The following is an 18142-nucleotide window of genomic DNA, read 5'->3' on the forward strand; positions in this document are numbered from 1 at the left end:
CGGTACGGGGGAGTAGATGCGTATGGAACATAAAGCTTTGTACATGGAATCGCTCAGGCACTATTGTCCTGAGCTGCGGTTGCGTGAGGTTGAGGCTATCGAGTCCGGTCAAAACAACGATGTGCTGCTGGTCAATGGCGAGTGGATTTTCCGATTTCCCAAATATGCGGAAGGAATCGAGCGGCTTCGCTACGAAGTCCGTCTTCTGAATACCGTGAAGGAGCGGGTGTCGATCCCGGTCCCGGCCCCGGCGAAGTGGAATCTCCAATCCGAACGGATCGGAAGCGTGTTTGTCGGCTACCCGAGAATTCCCGGGGAACCGTTACTGGACGGGCAGTGGGGGGAGTTGGAGAGCGCAGGTGTCGCCATGGTTCGTAGGATTGCCCGGCAGCTTACCGCCTTTTTGAACGAATTGCACAGCGTGCCTGCCGATGCATTGGGAGAGTCCGCGCCGGAGTATGACGGTTACCGCGAATGGTCGGACCTGTTCGAGCGCATCCGGGCGAAGCTGTATCCTCACATGAACCGGGAAGCGCAGCAATGGACGGAGCGGCACTTTGTGGGCTTTCTCGGCAATGAGGCTAATTTTCGAATAACGCCGATGCTCGTTCACGGCGATTTCGGGGGCTCGAACATTCTTTACGATCCGGAGCGGCGCGAAATTAGCGGCATCCTCGATTTCGGTTCGTCCGGTCCGGGGGACCCGGCGGTGGATTATGCGGGGCTGCTCGCTTCTTATGGAGAGCCGTTTTTGCAGCATATGATCGAGCTTGATCCGGATATGGAAGGGCTGCTGGAGCGGGTGAAATTTTATCAAGGGACGTTCGCGCTGCAGGAAGCGTTATTCGGTTTGGAGAACGACGACCCCGAAGCGTTTCGCGACGGGATCGAAGCTTATAGGTAAGCGGCACTGGGCTTCATGAGGCGCCGAGCTATGACACGGGCAACCGGGCTGATCGGCCGCGGCGCGCAAAAGTTCAGCTTGCTTCAAGTTTGGTCCATAAGGAAACAGAAACAGTTATCTTCAAAGGTAACTGTTTTTTTGTTTTTACATCCGCCGAAAAAAAATAGGCTTGCAAAAACTAATGTCATTAGTTATTATAAAACTAACGATATTAGTTATTTAACTAAGGGGCGATATTACGATGCAAATCAAACAAGAACTGACCGTTTACCAACTGACGTTTATGCCGCGGATTTTTCCGGTAAATTGTTACTTTGTCGAAGAGGACGACGGCTTGACATTGATCGATGCGGCACTGCCGTATAGTGACAGGGGTATTCTTCAAGCGGCACAAACGATCGGGAAGCCGATTACGCGGATTGTCTTGACCCACGCGCACGACGATCATGTCGGCGCGCTCGATAAGCTGAAGCAAACGCTGCCCGGCGTTCCGGTGTATATTTCCGCCCGGGATGCGCGGCTGCTGGCAGGCGACGTCACGCTGGACCCGGGCGAGCCGGATACTACGATCCGCGGCGGCGTGCCGAAGAACGTGCAGACACGCGCAGACGTGCTGCTTCAGGACGGCGACCGGATCGGATCGCTGCTGGCTGTAGCGGCCCCGGGACATACGCCTGGCTCGATGGCTTTCCTGGACACCCGTAACTGTGCGTTGATCGCAGGCGACGCGTTTCAGACAAGAGGCGGCATCGCCGTATCGGGTCAAGTCCGGCCTTGGTTTCCGTTCCCGGCCATGGCAACCTGGAGTAAGGAGCTTGCGCTGGAGAGCGCCCGCAAGCTTCGGGAGCACCGGCCCTCGCTGCTCGCCGCAGGGCACGGGAGCATGCTCAGCCGTCCCGAAGAAGCGATCAGCCGCGCTATTGCCGATGCCGAGCGCAATCTGCCGCTCACCGCGAAAAGGAGCGTGTAAAACGATGTCGCCAAGAATCGGTCTCGATCTGCCTACGATCCTGCAAGCCGCGGTTGAAATTGCTGATACCCGCGGTCTGGAAGAGGTCACGCTGGCTTCGCTCGCTCAGAAGCTGGACGTTCGGTCTCCTTCCCTCTATAACCATGTGAACGGATTAAGCGGGCTGCGCAGCAAGCTGGCCGTCTACGGCCTGGAGCAGCTTCTGCACGTCATGACGCAAGCCGTAGTCGGCCGCTCGGGTGACGATGCGGTACGCGAGTTGGGCAAAGCCTATGTAACGTTTGCCCGCGCGCATCCGGGCCTGTACGATGCGACGCTTCGCGCTCCCGACCCGCAGGACGAGGAGGTGCGGCGATTGGCCGGCGAAACGGTCGATCTCGTGATCCGGGCGCTGCAGGCGTACGAGCTGAAGGACGATGCGGCGCTGCATGCCGTACGCGGACTGCGCAGCCTTCTGCACGGCTTTTCATCGCTTGAGCAGCGCGGCGGATTCGGGCTGCCGCTCGATCTCGACGTCAGCTTCCGCCTGCTGCTCGACACCTTTCTTGCGGGTCTGCACGAGATGAAGCGGTGGGCGAAGGCGGAGTCAAAGCCGACTTGAGAGGGAGGAAAACGGCATGAGCTTTATCGTCTTTGTGCTTTTATTCACGGTTGGGTGCGGGTGGCTGGATGCCAAAGCTAAAGCAAGCTCGTACCTGCAAAAGGAGGGCTAGGTCATGTTCGCAGGTCATTTCGGACTAGCCGCGGCAGTGAAGGCCAAGACCCCGAACGTTCCGCTATGGGCACTGATGCTGAGTACGCAGCTGTTGGACGTTGTTTTCGTGCCTTTACTGCTGTCGGGTGCGGAGACGCTGGAGCCTGTCGCGGGCGAAGGCTACGGAGGAAGCCTGATTCACGCGGATTACACGCACTCCCTGATCGGAGCCTTGCTGCTTGCCTTTCTTGCCGGTTGGGGAGCCGGAAAGCTGTGGGGGAGACGAGGAGGTGTGGCGGTCGGTTCGGTCGTATTCAGTCACTGGCTGCTCGATCTGCTCGTACACCGGGCCGATATGCCTCTTTTTCCGGGGAATGCAGGAGGCTTGCCTTTGCTCGGCTTTGGCTTGTGGCAGGTCCCGGCGGTCAGCATCGTGCTGGAATCCGCTTTGGTCTTGCTCGGTGCCGTGCTGTATTTTCGGTCGGTTACGGCGGTGGCGGAACGACCCCGTCGAGGATGGGCCATTGCGGCGGGCGGTATCATGGGCTTGTTGTTAACCCTTTCGCTTGTAACAGATGTGTTTGGTTAAAGGAAGGAAGAGGAGGCTTGCATCTCATGTTGGCAGGAGATGGGAAGTCTCCTTATTCCTTGTTTCCAATAACTTGAATTTCCGTTATAATCACATCCATAGGCACCTCAAAAGATAAGGGATTACCAGGTGATCGAAGAACCACCTACCCCGGGGATACGGACCGCTGGTATATCATGAGCAAGCGGTTAGTGCCGATACCGGAACCTAAACAGAAAAAGGAGCTGATGAGATGATTGCAACTTTCATTCACACGATAGCCGGATTTTTATCCATGGATTTATACGGGGCGGTTCTTCCCTTGTTAGCGGTCGCTTTCGTCTTCGTTACTTTATGTTATTTTATCGATAAAGGTATCCGCAGACAGTCCCGATAAAAGCGCATCATTCGTCAAGTCGTGCTTGCCGGAGATCCGGATCGGGAGTATAATGGGTTCTTTAGTCATTCCGATTATATAGAAATAGAGAAGGAGAGAGAACCGTGAATGCTGGGATCGGTTACGGGCTGCTGGCTTACCTTGCCTGGGGCCTCTTGCCGTTGTTTTGGAAAACCTTTATTTCCGTATCCTCGGGAGAAATATTAGGTCACCGCGTCGTGTGGTCCTTCGTATTCGTTGGGCTGCTGCTGATGATCGGCGGCCGTTGGAAGGCTTTGAAAAGCGCTTTTTCCGAGCGCAAAAATGTTTTGCCGATGGTAGGGTGCTCCCTGCTGATCAGCCTTAACTGGCTTATTTACATCTGGGCCGTCAACCATGACCGCGTGGTCGAAACGAGCCTGGGCTATTACATCAATCCGCTGATCAGCGTACTGCTTGGGGTCTGTTTCTTGGGCGAAAGACTTCGCGCGGTACAATGGACGGCCATGGCGCTTGCTACGGTCGGGGTAACCGTTCTGACCTTTAGCTACGGATCGGTTCCTTGGGTATCGCTGGCTCTGGCGATGAGCTTCGGAGTGTACGGGCTCGTCAAAAAGAAAATGCATCTGGAACCAATGGTTGGCCTCGCCGGAGAAACGATCGTCGTGCTGCCTGTAGCCGCCGTTTATTTACTTGTTGTGGGGATGACAGGCCAATCGACGACATCGTCGTTAAGCGCAGGCTATCAGCTACTGCTGGCAACGTCAGGAGTGGCCACGGCGATGCCGCTGCTGTGGTTCGCCAAGGCAGCTCAAAGGCTGTCGCTGACGACCGTCGGATTCCTGCAATATTTGGCTCCGACCATCAGCCTTATCCTGGGTGTCACTTTGTACGACGAGCCGTTCACGACCGTGCACCTGATCAGCTTCTGCCTGATCTGGAGCGCGCTGCTGCTGTTCACGCTGAGCTCGCTGAAAGGCAGGCTCGCGATGCGTGCGGCGGGCACCGGAGTGCAGAAGGGATGAGCTTCATGGAAGTCGGTTCGACCGATTGGGTCGGCCGGCTTTTTGTTATCCTGACCGCTTGCGGCTTACAAAGGAGTAAATATTTGTTAAGATAATGTTAATCCGAAACGAAGGGGTGACAAGCTATGGAAAGACGTCAGTTAGGAAATACGGATATGCAGGTCAGTATGCTTGGATTCGGCGGAGCGGAGATCGGGTTTGAAGGCGCTTCTATATCAACCGTAGAGCGATTGCTCGATTCGGCGCTGGATGCGGGGTTGAATATGATCGATACGGCGGAATGCTATAAAGGCAGCGAGGAGCTGATCGGACAAGCGGTCGGTCACCGCCGGAAGGACTACTATTTGTTCACGAAATGCGGACATGCCTCCGGCTTTGCCATTCCGGATTGGGACCCGGACCTGCTCGCCCAAAGCATCGACCGCAGCTTGAAGCGGCTGAAGACGGATTATATCGACTTGATTCAGCTTCACAGCTGTTCGGAAGAGCTGTTGAAGCAAGGGGACGTCATTGAGGTGCTTCAGCGGGCGCGCGAAGCGGGAAAAGCACGCTATATCGGCTACAGCGGCGACCGCGAGGCGGCGCTCTATGCTATCCGCTGCGGGGCGTTCGATACGCTGCAGACGTCGGTCAACATTGCGGATCAGGAAGCCGTAGAGCTTACAATACCGGAAGCCGTCCAGCGGGGGATGGGCGTCATTGCCAAGAGACCGCTCGCGAATGTGGCCTGGCGGACCGGCGAGAAGCCCGTTTCGGCTTACCATGAGCCGTATTGGGAGCGGTTACAGCGGCTTCGTTACGATTTTTTGCAAGAGGACTTGGAGCAGTCGGTCGAGATCGCGCTGCGGTTCACGCTGAGTATTCCGGGCGTGAGCACGGCCATTGTCGGCACGGCGAACCCGAACCGCTGGGTACAGAACGCAGAGCTGGCGGGGAAAGGCGTCCTGCCGGAAGCACAGCTGCAATCGATTCGCAGCCGTTGGCACGAAACGGCGTCCGGGCAGGACTGGAGAGGGCAAGGGTAATTCGTCAGGCGTCAAGCGCCCGCTCCGAGCGGGTCTGCCTGAGGGTGATGATGACGATCGCTGCGGCGCAGGCGGCGGCGACCCAGCCGTTGAACATAAAGACGTTCCGCATGCCGTACGCTTCGCTTGCGTAGCCGCCCAAGAAGCTGCCGATGATCCGGGCAAGGCCGAGATTCAGCAGTCCGTTCAGCGTCTGGCCGCTCGCCTTGAGCTCCTTTGGCACTTCCTGGTTGATATACATCGCCATGGTCACGGTCAGCACGATAAAGATGAGCCCGTGCAGCAGCTGCGTGGGGAGCACCCAATACGGGTTGTCCGTGAACGAGAAGATGAACCATCGGGCCATGGCCGCCAGACTCGATAAAAGCAAAATATGCGTCATACGAACGCGCTTCATAATCTTCGAGGCGAACAGCAGAAACGGGATTTCGCTCAGGGACGAGATAACCATCGACCAGCCGAGCAGCACGCTGTCGCCGCCCATTTCTTTGTAGTACACCGGGAAAAACGTGTAATAATACCCCATCGTAATTTGCAGCACCAGATTAATCGCCAGGTAGGTAACGAGCTTGCGGTTTTTGAACAGCACCCATACCTGCATCTTGTTGCCGGCCGACTGGTATCCCGATACCTGGGGGAACTTGGCCAGCAGAAGCAGCGACACCAGCATGACCAAGGCGTATGCGTAAAACAAATAGCCGATATGGTCCTTGGCGATCCAGCCGAAGGTGATGGACATGACCGCGAAGCCGATCGTGCCGCCGAGCCGGATCGGCCCGAACGACCAGCGCTTGTGCTTCTCCAATTCCTCCAGCGTGATGGCGTCGCTCAAAGCGAAGATGGACGTTTGAAAAAACGTAAACAAGCATACGACGACAAGCAAATACAGGAACGCTTCGGAGAAGGGGAACAGCAGAATCATTGCCCCGCTGCCTGCGATCAGCCAGCCGAGGACTGCATTTTTCGTTTTGGCCCGGTCCCCGACGGCGCCCCACAACGGCTGTGCCAGTACGGCGATAAACGGACCGACGCTGAGCAGCGCCCCAATCTGGGTCGGCGTTGCGCCGATCGATTGAAAATAAACGGGAATGTACGTCCCGTAAATGGCATTGCCCATGTAAATGATGAAGTAGAACAACAAAAAATACGACATAGCCATCGTGCGATCCCGCGCTTTCGTCAGCAAAATGAGGAATGACCATAATTATCTCATTCCTCCGGCGGATTGACAATGAAAATCGGGCCTGCGAACGATGCGCAGCCAGCGTATGAACTCGGTGAACGAGCTCGTACGCTTTTTTTTGTTGCCGTCCGGCTGAGGGGAAATTCTCTGTTGCTATTTTACGCGTCAATGGATATAATTACAGTCAACTGCCTATGTTACAGTAAACTGTAACATAAACACTGAACTGTTATGGGGGTGATCTGATGAACGGCTATACGGCCAAGCAAATCACGGAGCTGCTCCAGCAGGACGAACCGGGGATCAACCTTCGGACCGTGCGCTATTATACCCAGATCGGGATCGTTCCTCCGCTTGAACTGGCAGGCAACAAGCGCGTCTACACGGATAAGCACCTGCATTATTTTCGCGCGGTTCTGACGCTTTCCAAGACCGGAGAGACGCTTGCCGCCATTCAGGAGAGGCTGAAGGATTTGCCGTTGGACGAAATAAGGCGGATCGGAGAGAGCATGGACATGTATCGTCCGGAGCGCGTGCTGGAGAACGAGACGGTCCGCATCAGCGACGATGTGTACATTACCATGGGACCGCACGCTTCCGGCGAGCTGAAACGAAAAATTATCGCTGCCGTTTCGGACGTCATGAAAGGGGAGAACCGGCTATGATCGTCGCAAGGCTCGCGAAGCAAGTCATGGAGCATGAGGAAGGCATGAATCACCTGTGGGTCCGTATCGAGCTGCCTCGGGTCGGGAGCATCACGGATGTCCGGCTGACGGTTGACCTGCCTGAAGGCGTGCATCGCTCTCCGAATTTGAACGGCTGCCCGGAAACCGACCGCGGTGCTATTCTGCTCGGGGATTCGCCGGAGGATCATGACGTATTTCTTGAACTCTACACCGAGGAGGCGGCAGCTTGCGGCAGGACGGAACTTAGGATCGCCGTGGAATACAAGGACGGAGAAACGGAAGTCCGTGCGGTCCAAAGCATCTCCCTGGAGTTAAAAGCGGAGGACGACACGGAAGATTGGCCGATTGACAAGGAGGTAGTTGACCGGGTGAAGGCGCTGCAATGCAGGCTTCAAGACAGAGCCGCCGAACCAGCGCGCGAATTCGTTATTCTCCCGACGATCATTAGACAGCGAAGCGGAGATTTCGTGGATTGGGAGAAAAAGTACCGTATCGATTACTGCTTTAACCATCGATAACCAAAGGAGGAACGTTTCATGCATCTGATTCCATACGTGGTCGAGCAAACCGGCCGAGGAGAGCGCGCGTACGACATTTATTCCAGGCTGCTTCAGGACCGGATCGTGTTTCTGACCGGACCGGTAACGGACGAAGCGGCGAATGCGATCATCGCGCAGCTTTTGTTTCTGGACGCGGCTGATCCCGACAAAGAAATCAAGCTGTATATCAACAGTCCCGGAGGTTCGATTGCGGCGGGTCTTGCCATCTACGATGCCATGCGGCTTGTCAAGCCTGATGTAAGCACGTTGTGCATCGGACTTGCCGCGTCGATGGGCGCGTTTCTACTGTCCGGCGGCACGAAGGGGAAGCGCTACGCGCTGCCGAACAGCGAAGTGATGATTCACCAGCCGCTCGGCGGGGCTCAGGGTCAAGCTTCGGACATCGAGATCGGCGCCCGCAGAATACTGAAGCTTCGCGACAAATTGAACGGGCTGCTCGCGGCACATACCGGGCAGCCCTTGGATACGGTCGAACGCGATACCGACCGGGATTATTTTATGAATGCGCAGGAAGCTCTGGCTTACGGCATCACCGACGAAATTTTGCACCGCGACGTTTAAGGGTTAAGCTCCGGCCTCCAGTCCCGGACACCATTGTCTTCGAGAATGCCAAGCGTAACGTCGGTAATGTCCGGATCGCTCAGCAGCATCGCTTTCAAGCGGAACTTAATGTCGTCGGCGTCCGCCAGCGTCAAGCCGACGCGGAGCTCTACATAGCCGTCGACGTGATACGTCCGGCCTTCCTGCAGGATGCGGAGCTGGTTAATGTCCCGGACATCCGGGTCGGCCAGCAGCAGGCCGGCGACCCGGTCCTCCACATCCTTCGGCGCGGCTACGCCGATCAGACCTACCATATTGTCATAGCCGACCTTGAACGCCACGCCAACCATGAGAAATCCGATCAGGATCGTGGCGATTCCGTCCAGCATTTTGAAATCCGACAGCTGTGTGACGATGACCGCGATCAAGGCAAGAGTCGCGCCCAGCGTCGCTACGATATCTTCATAGAAGACCAGCCGGGTAGGAGGAGCGGATCGACCGACATTCCGAAATGCGGCGGGTATGACCGCAAGTCCTTTGGCTTCCGCCCGTGCTTCGCGGACGATCTCTTTCATCGCCTTCCACAAGATGGCGCCGTCGGTCAGGATAGCAATTAGCAGGATGACAAAGTTCAGCCAGAAATTCGAAGCTTGCGCGGGGTGGGCCAACAGATGGAAGCCTTCCAGAATCGTTTCGTAAGCCATGAAGGAAACGACCATGACTGCGACCATACAGAACAGATTGATTACACGGCCGAAGCCGGTGGGAAACCGCCGGGTCGGCTGTTTTTCCGCGAGCACGCTTCCTGCAAAAACAAACCCCTGGTTGATCGCATCCGCTACCGAGTGCATGGCCGACGCGAACATCGCGCCGCTTCCGCTAAGCGCTGCGGCGACTCCCTTGGCAGCCGCGACTGCCGTATTTCCAAGCGCCGCCATTAAGGAAGAAGTGTTTCCTTTTTTAAGTAAAGCCCATAATCCCATCGTTTGCTCTCCTCATCGTTTTCGAGTTTGATGCGCTTGCTGCCGGCTGCGGCCTAGTTGTTCCTAGTGTAACCCGTTTGTTTCAGCGGCAGAAGCGTCATGATGAACTTTCGTTTTACAAGTTCTTATGAACCTATATTACGATCTTTTGGGTTAAATCACAAAGTTCATTTTGAAGCATTCCCGGCGAAATAATGTCAGGAATGAGAAAGAGAATGCCGTAGGAAGCTCAAGCTTAGCGGGATGAGCTTTTTGACATTCTCACTACGAAGTCTTATGATAAGTTCAAATGAACTCATTGCCACAAAGGGGCTCGCTTATGGAAACCTTTTATTTGACGAGAAAACAAATGGCCGGCTTGCTGATGTCTCTTGCAGGGAAGACGGAACGGACGCCGCTCGCTACGCTGCAGGAGGCCTGGGCCAAATCGCACCGGTCGGATATGGAGCACGGCAAAACGCTGGGGGCGTTCGTATCCACCTCGCTGCCGCCGATCTTCGAGAAGCTGATCAAGATGAAAAACACGAGCGAAGGCTTCTCTTTAACCGATATCGTTGCGCTCGGCAATCAGATCGAATACGCGCAATATTCGGTCACTTCGGTGCAAAACTGGGTGAAGCGGGATTTCAAGTCGCTGATTCCTTCACCGAGGCTGGGGAAAAAATATTCGATCGACCAAACCGCCATCTTATTCATGATCGACGATTTGAAGGCGACGCTCGATTTTGAGTCGATCCGCAAGCTGCTGACGCTTGTCTTCAACCGCCCGGACAACGATGCCGACGATGTCGTTTCTCCGCTGCGGCTGTACGCCGCGTACTCCTCGATCTTTGAAGAGCTTGACCAAAACAACGATCAAGTGCTGGACTTGTCCGGACACGACAGCGGCCTGCGCAACCATGATCACATGCTGGAGCAATTGATCAAGCAAAAGGCCGACGACTATGCCGGGGCGGTGGAGGGATTGAGCGACGGGCAGAAGGAGCTGCTGAGCCATACGATTTTTATCGCCATGGTATCGGTGCAGACCTCGTATTTTCAATCCTTGGCCAAACGTTATTTGAACGCAACGCTGTTTTTGCAGGATTTGGTGTAGCGTTTTTTGCCGCGGCAACTTTGACTGCAACTCGTTCTCGGACAGGCCCTGCCCGGCAGGCTCGTGCTATAATTTACCGTGAAGGGAGAGAATTCGATCATGCTAACCTTGAGAGCCGCACGGGAAGAAGACATGCCGTGGGTGAATGAGCAGTACCGGGAAGTAGGCTTCGCCGCCTCCGATTACGGGAACGAAATCATCGTGATCGCCGAATGGAACGGGGATAAGGCCGGTGTCGGCCGTTTGGTCAACATGGGGCAAGATACATACGAGATGGGCGGCATTTATGTGCAGGAACGCTTCCGGGGAAAGCAGGCGGCAGGCGCCATCGTAGGTTTGCTGGTGCAGGAGGCCGGACGGCGGGGAATTCCGCACGTCTACTGTATTCCATTCGCGCATTTGGAGAGCTTTTACAGCCGGTTCGGCTACAAACGGGTGGAGGACGAGTCTGCGGTACATCCCGGGGTATTGAAGAAATATCGGTGGTGCCGCACCGAGTATCCGCAAGAGACGATCTTGATGAAGCTGATTCTCTGACAGTACTGCCAGCGGAAGCTTCCCGGGCGGAGATCTTGTGAGCGCAAGCGCGATCCCGGAAGAAAAGGAAGGGGCCGCCGTGCCCCGCGAACTGACCGATTCCGAGATCACCGGCATCATCCGGGCGTTCGGCGAAGCGACCCGGCGGCGATCGAAGCCGGCTTCGACGGGGTCGAGCTTCACGGGGCTAACGGATTTCTCCTTCACCAGTTTTTCTCCCCGCACTTCAACCGCCGCACCGACCGCTGGGGCGGAATGGGGGAGAAGCGCATGACGTTCCCGCTATCGGCCGCGCGCTCATCACCGAACCGGATTGGATCACCAAGGTGGCGCAAGGACTCGAGCAGGAGCTTCGTATGACGCTGTCCAAGAACGATCAGGAAACTTCTCGCCATCCCGGATTCGCTTTGGAAGATGATCTTAGCCGTCCCGGGCTGGTTCCCGGTGGAAGGCGTAGCGTAGAAGGTAAGCCTTCTTCCAATCGAACTCGGCAAACTCTCCATCCTTTTGGAACGGGGAATTTTTTGATTGACAATCGGGATTGTTTTCTTCTATAATTTCGACTGATATCAAAGTCAAATTAAAAGGGGAATAGCGACATGTCTCCTCGTACCAGAGAACAAAACGAAGAAATTCGGAAGCAGCGTAAACAAGAAATTTTGCAGGCGGCGATCCGCGTGTATGTCGATAAAGGCTACTCGGCATCCGAGATGGGGGATATCGCGAGTCAGGCTGGGCTTGCGCATGGGCTGGTCTACTATTATTTTAAAAATAAAAAGGCGTTGTTCCGCGAGCTTTATGAAGTCATGATGGAGGAATCCAGACAGTTTACGAAGACCTTCTTCGAACAAGAGGGGTCTGTGTTTGAGTTGTTCAAGAATTATGCTCACATCGTATGTGAACGTGTCTTGGAGGATCCTGTAATACCGCGATTTTACATGCGGATTAGCTTGGATTTACAACACTTGTATACGCCGGAAGAGTTTTCTCCGTTCGAGTGGGTAAAAAATTTCATGTATCCGATGACGCAAGCGATTGAAAAGGGGATCGGGCAGGGCACGATTCAACCGGGTGACGCTAATCTGATGGCTATGCAATTCTGGGGTTCTGTCTCCCAGGGGATGAATTATCTGGATCAGGTACAGCAGGAGCTTATAGCGCAAGGTAATCCGGAAACGGCATACAAAGAGCAGTTGAAGAAGATTTTGGATCAGGTGGTCGAATCGTCCGTTTCCTTGTTTAAGCCGCAATAAATTTTTTTACTTTTATTATTGACTTATATGTCAATCAAAAATATGATGGCAATAAGGAGAGTGATTGGAGTATGGCAACGATTCGCAAGGAAATGATGATTGAGGCTACGCCGGAGCAAGTGTGGGATGTGGTGCGTGATGTCGGCGCGGTGCATCGGCGCTTCGTACCCGGCTATACCGTGGATACACGTCTGGATGGCGATTACCGAATTCTCACCTTTTCGAACGGAGCGGTCGTGCGTGAGCATATCGTTGCCGTGGATGACGAGGCGCGTCGGCTGGCGTATGCAGTAGTGGAAGGAACCATGTCGCTTGTGCATCACCATGCGTCGTTCCAAGTCTTTGCCGAGCATGATAGCCACAGCCGGCTCGTTTGGATCACTGACTTTTTGCCTCATGAGCTCGCAACGGAAATCCGAATGCGCGTAGAACGGGGAGCTGAAGTGATGAAACAAACGATTGAAGCGGAAGTTAAAGCGGGCAGCTGCTGTCATAAAAAAGGGGATGAAAAATGATGAAAATATTGGTGATCGCAGCACATCCGAATTTGCAGCAGTCGCGCGTCAACAAATGCTGGATAACGGAATTGCGCCGGCATCCCGATCAAGTGACGGTACATGAATTGTATGCAGCGTATCCGGAAAAAACAATCGACATCGAGCGCGAGCAAGCTCTGATCGCCGAGCATGATCGGCTTGTTTTGCAATTCCCTCTTCAATGGTACAGCACGCCATCGCTGCTAAAGCAATGGCTGGATGAAGTCTTCACAACGGCCTGGCTGTTCGGACCCGGCGGCAGGGCAGTAACAGGTAAAGAACTTTTGCTTGCCATTTCCATCGGAGGCGCGGAAGCGTCTTACCAGGCAGGAGGCTTGATCGGATACACCATCAGCGAACTGACCCGGCCTTTGCAAGCCCTCGCTAACCAAATCGGCATGACGTTGCTCCCGCATTTCAAATTGTACGGCGCTGTACAAGCAACGGACGAGCAGATCGAAAGCAGCGCTAAACAGTACCTCCAATACATCTTGAACCCGGAACTCGATCCCCGAATAGCCAGACAACGAATGCTCGATGAGATGAAACAAAAAATGAAGGCGGCTCAGTAATCCATACACCACGGACTCCAATGTTCGTGGTGGTTTTTTATTGTTGTCCTTGGCACTCCGGTGCCGGCTAAGAGGATGTTATTCTTTTAGACGCGATATTTGATATAATGGGATTCCCAGCTGCACCGCAGCATTGGCAAAAAAACGTAGAAGGTGACGCGATGAAATCCGATTTTCGGGAATTGAAATTGTCTGACTTAAGCGATATTCAAGTTGATTATTTTTTCGGGCCGTCAAAGACCGTGGAATATCGCGATATGATGATTATAAAATACTCGGGCGAGTACGGCTTCGGCTCGGCGGGGAACAGCGATGCGGTATATATGAAAGCGATGGGCCGGGCGGCGTTGGAAGCCTGGAAACCGGATGCGATTATTCTGGACTGGTCCGATCTGAAGTACGAATGGGGAGATATGCTGGAGATGGCGCTGGATATCGATACCGGCTGCTGCGAGCCGGCCCTGCCCATGGCTGTCATTGTCGGCCCGCCTTGCGAGGAGGCCGTCAGGACGCTGCTGCTTGGAATCGACAGCGAGGAAGGGCTGGAAACGATCGAATGGGTATTCAAGAATAAAGACGAGGCGATCGAATATATTGAAAAACAATTGCAGAAAGCAGGGTCCTAAAAATAAATACTTACGTTGCGATGCTGCGCGGGATCAATGTGAGCGGACAAAAAATGCAGCTGGTGTCGAATTGAAAGCATGTTAAAAGAGGCGCTGGGGTAATTTCGAATAATTTTGTGGAAAAGAAGTTGAAGGTAGCCGCGACGACAAGGAACTGGGAAACGGTCAATAAGCTTGCCGATCTTAGCAGACGATGAAGAAAAAAGTTGTATTGCGTTTAGTATATGGGCGTGGTCGGAACATAGCCGCGGTCAGTTTTCAGGCGAACGGAAATCTAATTGTAGGAGAGTCTGGATGCTTATGTTAACGATGACGACGGAAAGACTTCTCATTCGGGAGTATAAGGAAAGCGATTTTGATGAACTCAAGACGCTGCTATCCGACCCTGAGACGATGCGTTTTTGGCCTCAGCCTTTTGACGATGACCAAGTCCATAGTTGGCTGGAAAGATGTATTCGAAACTATCGGGATTTGGGGTATGGCAGATGGGCTGTTTTTCTGAAGGCGAATCGGAAGTTCGTCGGAGACTGCGGCTTCTTGAGGTACAAAATCATGGATCGCTTCGAAAACGATCTGGGGTATATCATTCACCATCCTTACTGGCATCAAGGCTACGGGTACGAAGCGGCCAAGGCTTGCTTGGAATACGGCTTCGGTCCGTTGCAATTCGACAGCATATGCGCCAATATGGCGCACGACCATCTTGCCTCGCAGAAGGTGGCCGAAAAACTGGGGATGAAACGGGAAGCGCAGTTTACGAATCCGCGGAACCGGAATCTGCTGACTTATATATACCGGATAGGCAGAAATGAAGCGTCTGGCAAGGAAGGAAACTAACTTAAACAAGCAATAGCAATTTCACGACGTTCACGGCGATGGGGAGGGAGTCTGCGATGTGGAACAAGCTGTTCAAGTTTGGGGAGACGCCGCCGATCCGGTTAATCACGGTTTTGTTTTATACGGGGTGCATTCCGATAGCCTATAAAGCCGTCCTATTCGGAGAAGAAATTTATAGGACGAATACCTATATGACAACGGTTAAAGAAGGATATTTTTACACGGCCAAGGCGGTAAACGATCTACCGAAAGGAATTGTGTACGGCGTTGTCGCATTTGTGGCAGCCGTTGTGATATGGAAAATTTTTTGCGAGATTTTGCTGATCGTTTTGCGGTTTTTCGAATCGAGAAAATAGCAAGAGCCCGTAAACACACCGATCTTCCAAGCTTTAGGCGATGTCAACCGACAGCAGATCATTCTGGGCGAATTGAAAGCCGAGATCGATATCTCCGCCGGAAAAGCCGCCGCAACGATACGGATTCCGGAAAGCCCGACGGAGGAGCAGTTGGCTCAGCTTCATTTGACCCCTTTTGCGAACAAACGATGGGAGGATTTACTTATGTTTCCTGCAGATATTGTTTGGAGACCGAGCACGGGGATCGGTTATGAACACCTTAAAGTCAGTGAGGAAAACAATCAAATTCTCATAGATAGTATTGTTATCGGGAGTCACAATAACAATGATATCTTCCGGATTAAATATGATATCGTGCTCGATAAAAGCTGGGTCGCCAGAGCAGTCACAATTCGTTACTTGGGAGAAGATCGAGGGTTGCGTCTATTGTCTGACGGCAATGGGATCTGGAAAGATGAACGGGGGCAAGTCATTCCCGAATTATCAGGCTGTATCGATATTGATATTTCATGCACTCCCTTTACGAATACGCTTCCGATCAACCGATTGTCGTACGAGCCATTGCAGCAGCAGGAGATCCAAGTGGTCTACATTTCTGCCGTTGAATTGAACTATAGACAGGTTAAGCAGAGCTATACCTTGTTAGAAAGCGGGAAGGATTCGTCCGTCTTTCGATATCAAAGCGGGAATTTTATGGAGAGCATCACGGTCGATTCAAACGGTATCGTCGTGGTTTATCCGAATTTATTTTATCGCGAGAAGGGGCCAGATGCACGATAATAGGGTCCATAACAAAAAGCCCCGGAAAGGGGCTGAGCTTGTTGAGAAAGTGGTCTAAGCAAAAATAGAGAAACATAGGGAGGTGGGGTATCCACTGGAGAAGCGATAGCGGCTGCCTTTGTCTTCGGGAAATGTCCGCTAGTAAGCGGCTTCCAATCAAATTTCCCGAAGACAAGAGTGGTCGGAAGTGGATACCCCACCCCCTTCGTTACTTCTATAATCCCGTTTGACCACTTTCTCAACACTCTGAGCCCCGGAAAGGGGCTTTGTATGTTTTATTCGACAACGGAGGATTAAAAATTCAGTACATTCTTGGACCACTCGGCGTATCCTTTGGAGGATTTCTCTTTTGCGATTTTGGCGGAATCGTCGGCTTTTCCAATGTTAATTAAATATTCGTTATAATCGCTTGCTTTTTTGTCCCGGACATATTTATCGAGATAATCCAATGCGAGCTGATAATGCCGGGCGCTACCCTGATATTCGGCCAGGATGAACCTAATTTGGCTCGAATCGATGCCATACTTATTGAAATCCTCATAGACGTTTTCCGTTGTTTCCTTCGTTAGGTTTGTTAGCGTTTCATTGGCTTTGTAGTAGCTTGTCTTGGCAATGGAAATCAAGGAGGAAGCTTCCGCTTTCGCTGCATTCATGGCATCGGCAGTCAACCGGATGGAAGTGCGGGCGGAATCCAACGATTCGCCGAGCGTCTGCAATTTCAAGTACAGCTCGGCAACAGCGGCATATTTCTTAAGCTTCTTGATATCGTTTTGCTGCTTCGTTTCCTCGGATTTGTCCGTTGATGCAGGAGGTGCCGCAGGAGGCTCGGGAAGCTTGACATCCACCTGATAAGCGTCGCCGTCCCATGTCACGGAAGCCCCGAGCTGCCGTAGCAAAGAAATCGGCACGAGTGTGTTGCCGTCATAGATCATGGCAGGCACTTCGCCCGCTTCGAGCGGCTTCCCGTTCGACGTTACTTTTACGATCGGATTTCCTTTGTAATCCCCGGTCAATCCCGAGGCGTTCACGGCTCCGGCAACTAGGATCAGGGTGGCGGACAATACCGCAATTTTCTTCTTCATGGATTTCCCTCTCTAATTCCCCATTGGCTGGGGGATTGGCTAATTACTGGATAACAATACTAATTATCTATATTTTCAGCGGATTTGTCCAATGACGGACTCCTAGCCTGCGTGATAGAGTAGAAGGCACGCTCTATGAGGCGGAGCGGGATACGCGGGTTCATATCGAAAACAATCATGGCTCGGTGTTGGAATATTTGATCGGGCTTGATAAAAAGCTGACCGGGCTGACCGACCATCAAAACAGTTTGCTCCGGCCTTTTTGCAAGGGATGAGCGATACAACGTGACTGCGGAAGAAATCGAAGAGATTTTGCAGAAATATTTTCCCGGGGGTACGGACGGGCCTTTAAAAACGTTCTATCTGCAGGAAAAGCACAAGCTGGTCGTGCTGAGAGATCGCCAAACGGTTCGAGAGCGGGCATGTCTAAAAGGGGAATTGGCCATGAATCGGCGGGAAGAACTTAAGCAGATGTACAAAGAAGTGAAGCCCCAGGCGGGCGTTTACCAAATCAAGAATACCGTGAACGGAAAGTTCTGATCGGCAGCACTCTGAATCTGAAATCTCTGAACGGAAAAAGGATGGAGCTGCAGTTCGGCACCATGATGAACAAGGTGCTCCAGCAAGAATGGAATGAGTACGGTGAGCAAGCGTTTGAAATCGAAGTGCTGGAGATTCTGGAGAAGAAGAAAACCGGCTTCTTCGACGCAAAGGAAGCTCTGCACAAGCTGGAGGAGAAATGGCTGGAGCAGCTTCAGCCGTATGGCGAGCGGGGATATAACCGGGAAAAGTAAGGATCGTGCGCACACAGGGAAGAGGGGTCTGCGTCAGCTTTGACGCCGGTTCCTCTTTTTTTGAGTGACGATATGTTGGTACCATTTATTATCAGCGGCTGATGTGATATGTTAGGTATTGCCTAATATGTTTAGGCGCTGCCTTATCTTTGGTTCGGA

General features: G+C 53.2%; 23 protein-coding genes and 2 pseudogenes. 20 read left to right on the plus strand and 5 right to left on the minus strand.

Going from position 1 to position 18142, the window contains the following annotated elements; genetic code table 11:
* Positions 1-22: 22 nt before the first annotated feature.
* The 6 genes from KQX66_RS17485 to KQX66_RS17510 all read left to right on the plus strand — a co-directional run bounded on the left by KQX66_RS17485 (position 23) and on the right by KQX66_RS17510 (position 5562).
* Complete coding sequence (locus tag KQX66_RS17485) at positions 23-904, plus strand: phosphotransferase family protein (RefSeq protein ID WP_216794087.1); 882 nt, start codon at positions 23-25, stop codon at positions 902-904.
* 241 nt (positions 905-1145) lie between these two features.
* Positions 1146-1874: an MBL fold metallo-hydrolase gene (locus tag KQX66_RS17490; RefSeq protein WP_216794088.1), complete on the plus strand. Its 729-nt coding sequence runs from the start codon at positions 1146-1148 to the stop codon at positions 1872-1874.
* 4 nt (positions 1875-1878) lie between these two features.
* Positions 1879-2475: a TetR/AcrR family transcriptional regulator gene (locus tag KQX66_RS17495; RefSeq protein ID WP_216794089.1), complete on the plus strand. Its 597-nt coding sequence runs from the start codon at positions 1879-1881 to the stop codon at positions 2473-2475.
* Positions 2476-2590: 115 nt separating this feature from the next.
* A complete protein-coding gene (locus KQX66_RS17500) occupies positions 2591-3157 on the plus strand; it encodes a metal-dependent hydrolase (RefSeq protein WP_216794090.1) in 567 nt (188 codons plus the stop codon).
* Positions 3158-3637: 480 nt separating this feature from the next.
* A complete protein-coding gene (rarD, locus tag KQX66_RS17505) occupies positions 3638-4537 on the plus strand; it encodes an EamA family transporter RarD (protein WP_216794091.1) in 900 nt (299 codons plus the stop codon).
* A 125-nt stretch (positions 4538-4662) separates the two neighbouring features.
* Entirely contained in the window at positions 4663-5562 is a 900-nt protein-coding gene (locus KQX66_RS17510) for an aldo/keto reductase (protein ID WP_216794092.1), read from the plus strand.
* 4 nt (positions 5563-5566) lie between these two features.
* Here the strand turns inward: KQX66_RS17510 and KQX66_RS17515 are convergent, their stop codons facing one another.
* Positions 5567-6721, minus strand: a complete 1155-nt coding sequence (locus tag KQX66_RS17515) for an MFS transporter (RefSeq protein WP_253957223.1) — start codon at positions 6719-6721, stop codon at positions 5567-5569.
* 269 nt (positions 6722-6990) lie between these two features.
* Between KQX66_RS17515 and KQX66_RS17520 the strand changes: the two genes are divergently transcribed.
* The 3 genes from KQX66_RS17520 to clpP are packed head-to-tail and all read left to right on the plus strand — an operon-like array spanning position 6991 to position 8552.
* The gene (locus KQX66_RS17520; protein WP_216794093.1) at positions 6991-7410 is read left to right on the plus strand and encodes a MerR family transcriptional regulator; all 420 of its coding nucleotides are present in this window, start codon (positions 6991-6993) and stop codon (positions 7408-7410) included.
* On the plus strand, positions 7407-7949 hold the full coding sequence (locus tag KQX66_RS17525; protein WP_216794094.1) for a hypothetical protein: 543 nt from the start codon (positions 7407-7409) through the stop codon (positions 7947-7949). Before KQX66_RS17520 ends, KQX66_RS17525 begins: the two co-directional genes overlap by 4 nt.
* 18 nt (positions 7950-7967) lie before the next feature.
* On the plus strand, positions 7968-8552 hold the full coding sequence (gene clpP / locus KQX66_RS17530; protein ID WP_216794095.1) for an ATP-dependent Clp endopeptidase proteolytic subunit ClpP: 585 nt from the start codon (positions 7968-7970) through the stop codon (positions 8550-8552).
* Here clpP and KQX66_RS17535 read toward each other — a convergent pair.
* Entirely contained in the window at positions 8549-9514 is a 966-nt protein-coding gene (locus KQX66_RS17535; protein WP_216794096.1) for a cation diffusion facilitator family transporter, read from the minus strand. The genes clpP and KQX66_RS17535 overlap by 4 nt on opposite strands.
* A 319-nt stretch (positions 9515-9833) precedes the next feature.
* Here KQX66_RS17535 and KQX66_RS17540 point away from each other — a divergent pair, with 319 nt between their 5' ends.
* The 3 genes and pseudogenes from KQX66_RS17540 to KQX66_RS38005 all read left to right on the plus strand — a co-directional run.
* The gene (locus tag KQX66_RS17540; RefSeq protein WP_216794097.1) at positions 9834-10610 is read left to right on the plus strand and encodes a DUF1836 domain-containing protein; all 777 of its coding nucleotides are present in this window, start codon (positions 9834-9836) and stop codon (positions 10608-10610) included.
* 99 nt (positions 10611-10709) lie between these two features.
* Positions 10710-11147 carry a GNAT family N-acetyltransferase gene (locus tag KQX66_RS17545; RefSeq protein ID WP_216794098.1) on the plus strand — a complete coding sequence of 146 codons (438 nt, stop codon included), beginning with the start codon at positions 10710-10712 and terminating at the stop codon, positions 11145-11147.
* A 22-nt stretch (positions 11148-11169) separates the two neighbouring features.
* Positions 11170-11435 (plus strand): annotated as a pseudogene (locus KQX66_RS38005) (oxidoreductase); the annotation flags it as partial.
* Here the strand turns inward: KQX66_RS38005 and KQX66_RS38010 are convergent.
* Positions 11351-11641 carry a hypothetical protein gene (locus KQX66_RS38010; protein ID WP_306665881.1) on the minus strand — a complete coding sequence of 97 codons (291 nt, stop codon included), beginning with the start codon at positions 11639-11641 and terminating at the stop codon, positions 11351-11353. The pseudogene KQX66_RS38005 and the gene KQX66_RS38010 sit on opposite strands and share 85 nt — an antisense overlap.
* A 105-nt stretch (positions 11642-11746) precedes the next feature.
* Between KQX66_RS38010 and KQX66_RS17555 the strand changes: the two genes are divergently transcribed.
* The 6 genes from KQX66_RS17555 (at position 11747) to KQX66_RS17580 (ending at position 15327) form a co-directional block, all read left to right on the plus strand.
* Positions 11747-12400: a TetR/AcrR family transcriptional regulator gene (locus KQX66_RS17555; RefSeq protein ID WP_216794099.1), complete on the plus strand. Its 654-nt coding sequence runs from the start codon at positions 11747-11749 to the stop codon at positions 12398-12400.
* A 71-nt stretch (positions 12401-12471) separates the two neighbouring features.
* On the plus strand, positions 12472-12915 hold the full coding sequence (locus KQX66_RS17560) for an SRPBCC family protein (RefSeq protein ID WP_216794100.1): 444 nt from the start codon (positions 12472-12474) through the stop codon (positions 12913-12915).
* Positions 12915-13508: an NAD(P)H-dependent oxidoreductase gene (locus tag KQX66_RS17565; protein WP_216794123.1), complete on the plus strand. Its 594-nt coding sequence runs from the start codon at positions 12915-12917 to the stop codon at positions 13506-13508. Before KQX66_RS17560 ends, KQX66_RS17565 begins: the two co-directional genes overlap by 1 nt.
* 161 nt (positions 13509-13669) lie before the next feature.
* Positions 13670-14134 carry a hypothetical protein gene (locus tag KQX66_RS17570; RefSeq protein ID WP_216794101.1) on the plus strand — a complete coding sequence of 155 codons (465 nt, stop codon included), beginning with the start codon at positions 13670-13672 and terminating at the stop codon, positions 14132-14134.
* Between the two features lie 294 nt (positions 14135-14428).
* Positions 14429-14971 carry a GNAT family N-acetyltransferase gene (locus KQX66_RS17575; RefSeq protein ID WP_253957224.1) on the plus strand — a complete coding sequence of 181 codons (543 nt, stop codon included), beginning with the start codon at positions 14429-14431 and terminating at the stop codon, positions 14969-14971.
* Between the two features lie 56 nt (positions 14972-15027).
* Positions 15028-15327 (plus strand): hypothetical protein, encoded by a 300-nt coding sequence (locus KQX66_RS17580; RefSeq protein ID WP_216794102.1) that lies wholly within the window; start codon positions 15028-15030, stop codon positions 15325-15327.
* A 33-nt stretch (positions 15328-15360) separates the two neighbouring features.
* Here the strand turns inward: KQX66_RS17580 and KQX66_RS37810 are convergent, their stop codons facing one another.
* Positions 15361-15492 carry a hypothetical protein gene (locus KQX66_RS37810; protein WP_284439821.1) on the minus strand — a complete coding sequence of 44 codons (132 nt, stop codon included), beginning with the start codon at positions 15490-15492 and terminating at the stop codon, positions 15361-15363.
* A 39-nt stretch (positions 15493-15531) separates the two neighbouring features.
* Here KQX66_RS37810 and KQX66_RS17585 point away from each other — a divergent pair, with 39 nt between their 5' ends.
* Positions 15532-16107: a putative glycolipid-binding domain-containing protein gene (locus tag KQX66_RS17585; RefSeq protein WP_216794103.1), complete on the plus strand. Its 576-nt coding sequence runs from the start codon at positions 15532-15534 to the stop codon at positions 16105-16107.
* Positions 16108-16400: 293 nt separating this feature from the next.
* Here the strand turns inward: KQX66_RS17585 and KQX66_RS17590 are convergent, their stop codons facing one another.
* A complete protein-coding gene (locus tag KQX66_RS17590) occupies positions 16401-17189 on the minus strand; it encodes a stalk domain-containing protein (RefSeq protein ID WP_216794104.1) in 789 nt (262 codons plus the stop codon).
* Positions 17190-17633: 444 nt separating this feature from the next.
* Between KQX66_RS17590 and KQX66_RS17600 the strand changes: the two are divergent.
* Positions 17634-17983 (plus strand): annotated as a pseudogene (locus tag KQX66_RS17600) (GIY-YIG nuclease family protein).
* Positions 17984-18142: the final 159 nt, after the last annotated feature.

The organism is Paenibacillus oleatilyticus (assembly GCF_018998565.1).
Lineage (GTDB): Bacteria > Bacillota > Bacilli > Paenibacillales > NBRC-103111 > Paenibacillus_G > Paenibacillus_G oleatilyticus.